The 2,778-nt window shown below is 62.1% G+C and carries 3 protein-coding genes; all 3 read right to left on the reverse strand.

The features are described from left to right. Positions 1-40: 40 nt before the first annotated feature. The gene (locus A4R35_RS00140) at positions 41-667 is read right to left on the reverse strand and encodes a hypothetical protein (RefSeq protein ID WP_112425381.1); all 627 of its coding nucleotides are present in this window, start codon (positions 665-667) and stop codon (positions 41-43) included. 292 nt (positions 668-959) lie between these two features. Then, the gene (locus tag A4R35_RS00145) at positions 960-1,664 is read right to left on the reverse strand and encodes a hypothetical protein (RefSeq protein ID WP_112425383.1); all 705 of its coding nucleotides are present in this window, start codon (positions 1,662-1,664) and stop codon (positions 960-962) included. A 333-nt stretch (positions 1,665-1,997) separates the two neighbouring features. Continuing rightward, entirely contained in the window at positions 1,998-2,303 is a 306-nt protein-coding gene (locus A4R35_RS23775; RefSeq protein ID WP_146747047.1) for a hypothetical protein, read from the reverse strand. Between the last annotated feature and the right edge of the window lie 475 nt (positions 2,304-2,778).

Raw genomic sequence — 2,778 nt, forward strand, 5'->3', positions numbered from 1 at the left:
CGGCTCCTCGGGGAAAGCCGTCAGAGGGAGGTCTGATGACTCAGGCATGACCGGTCCTCCTGGGAAAGAGAGGCAGCGCGGCTGTGGACCTGGAAGGGCCAGCAGCGGTTGACAGATGACAGACCAGGCGGAAGGGAACGCCCTCCACCTGAACCAGGATCACGGGATGGGCCTGCCCCGGCGGTGACTGGAGCTGCAGTGTCACCACTCGTGGGGGACTGCCAGCAGGCTCCGAGAGCACGCCCGGGAAGGTACACAGGTGAATGCCAGGGGTATCCTGCCCCGAGCCGGAGGCCGGGGCAGTCACCGCGATCACGAGAATGGTGCCGTGCCAGTCCTGAGCCAGCAGATGAAGGAGCCGTCCATGATCCTGGAGGTCTAACTCGCTGACCCGGGCGGTTCCATAGGTGTACTGGTCCTGCCAGGAGCTGACGGCAGGACCGAGCCAGCACAGCCAGAGCAATGCCAGCACCATGCCACCGCTCAGACTGAGCAGCGCTTGCAGGCGTCCGAGCCGGGGCCGGGGCGCGAGACGGTGAATGGGGCCTGAAGCGTCGGGAATGGTGGACTCCTCCACGGTCTCGGAGACCGTGGCAGGGGGCCGCAGACGGCTGGCTCGGGGAGGAATGGCCGAAGGAGAAGGCCGGGAAGTACGTGTAGGGGCCATCACAAGGAAGCCTCCATCTTTCCTATGGCAATCGAGCGTGTGACTGAACATCCAACAGCGCGGAAGTGAGCAAGAGAGGCAACAGCGTCCTCTGGCTCCTCTGCCAGGCCGGTCCAGCGGCAGGCAAGGGGCCAGTGCAGGTCAGGCAGAGGAGCCGCAGACGCAGGGATCACGAGGGAACACCCCTTTCCAAGCGTGCGTGCGAACGGAGGAGTGCGAGGTGCGCCTGGGGCCTGGCAGGGCAGGGGAGTGAGACGACGAACCCCAGGAACACCTCGCTGGCGGGTTGGTCTCACCACCAGGGATACGGGCGGTTCAACCGGATCTCATCAATCTGAACAGACGCAGGCGCAGGGGCCGGGAAACACACCGCAGAGGGCGGGCGTTCCCAGGGCTGCAGCAGCAACCAGCCGGTGGAACCCGAGGACGCTTCCTTCCCCGGCACTTGCGGTTCCTGTTCCGGGTGAGCGGGAGGAGTTTCCTCTGAACGCACGGGCACCACCTCCAGGAACACCCCCTGGGGAACCAGCAACGGGCAGTACTGGGGAGGGATGTGCTGGTCCTCCAGGAACCGCCGTGCGAAGCCATGCAGGAAAGCAGTGAGCAGCTGTTCTCGCTCCGGCAGAGGCCAATGGCGATCCAACAGTGTCCAGGCACGTCGCTGGGCCAGCAGCAGTGCATGCGGCCCACGCTGTCCCGTCAGATCGTAGCGGAGTCGTCCCGCGAGTTGCCAGTCTTCCCTGGTATGGTGGGGGTGGAAGAAGAGCAGGGCATCGTCAGCCCCCAGGGCAGCCGCCGCAACCGAGACAACATGCCGAAACGTGCCGCGAAGGAGCTCGTTCTGCACGTCAGGACTGAACAAGGCAGCGGGTTCCTGCAGGATCACCGGGTCACGTCCACACAGTCGCAGGGGTTCCTCCAGCTCAGTCAGAGGCCACTCCCGTCCGCGCCAGCGGATGTACCACGGGGCCTCGACCCAGAAGGACACAGAGGACATACCACACCTCCTTCATCGGAAGGGAAAGACAGACAGCAAGAAGACAGAGAGAAGGGTAGACTGAGAAAGCAGCCGAAAACCTGAAGCCAGCTCAGCGAACCAGACCGAAGCGTGGCCAGCCGCTGCTGAAACGTCGCTGGCACCTGGGTGGGGACTCGCAAGGAGTGCAGGGAACCCGTCGATGCCAGAGGGAGGTCTGGCACCCACAAGAGACACGCCTGCGGGTGCCATGATTCGTTGTGTCCTCTCCCCTGGCGCTCTTCTGGCTTCCCCCTGGTGATCGCACAGCCTCAGTTACAGCCACGGTCCAGGGGCGTATGGAAGGACAACGGGCTAGGCAGAAAGCACCCGGAAGGACTCCAGAGCAAATGGTACGCCGAAATGGCGCTCGCAACCATCCTCGAAGCGGACACACACGCTTCCGTCAGAGGAAACAGCGGTGACCACCCCACAATACTGGCGGAGCGCGGGAGTCCCATCGGCACGAAGGCCCACAGGGAAAGGAACCAGGACCGTGTGTCCACACAGGCGACGAGCCTGCAAGACCAGGCTGGCATAGGGCACAGCCCGGGGAGCACGGACCGATCTCCGACCGCGTCGCCGACGCGGTCCAGCAGGCAAAGACAGAACAACAGACACGAGGACCTCCTTGGGGAAACAACATGCTGATGGAGATCGAAAAGATACGGCTTGGTGGCAGACCCACAGGAACCACAGTCTCCCATGAGGCATATTCAGGGACAGGAGAAATCGCCGCGCACCCCCGAGCGAGCCAGTCCCTCCCCAGGATCGAAGGACACACCACCTCCAACTCGCCGGCCTTCCTCCTTTGCCCTTCCCACATGTCGTCCAGGCGCTTGGCCCCCTGTCGCGCATCACGTAAGTCATATGCTGTTGTCAGTGTGCTCTCACAGACCACCACTCTATGTCATTGGCACTATTTCTATCGAGTGACATACTGACACATAAATGACATAGGTAGTGACGGCCAACACTTCTGTCATTAATTCTAGCAGACACTAGTGACATTGTCAATATGTCAGGAAACATTACTGACATATTCTGCCTGCTTGCCTTATGCCACCTCTGTGCTATAATTACTGACAAAGACCCT

It is taken from the genome of Thermogemmatispora tikiterensis, assembly GCF_003268475.1.
In the GTDB taxonomy this organism is placed as follows: domain Bacteria; phylum Chloroflexota; class Ktedonobacteria; order Ktedonobacterales; family Ktedonobacteraceae; genus Thermogemmatispora; species Thermogemmatispora tikiterensis.

What these genes read in the sequence shown, in the direction of transcription:
- A4R35_RS00145 (WP_112425383.1), bottom strand. Translation starts at nt 1,664, where the DNA reads ATGTCCTCTGTGTCCTTCTGGGTCGAGGCCCCGTGGTACATCCGCTGG.
- A4R35_RS00140 (WP_112425381.1), bottom strand. Translation starts at nt 667, where the DNA reads ATGGCCCCTACACGTACTTCCCGGCCTTCTCCTTCGGCCATTCCTCCC.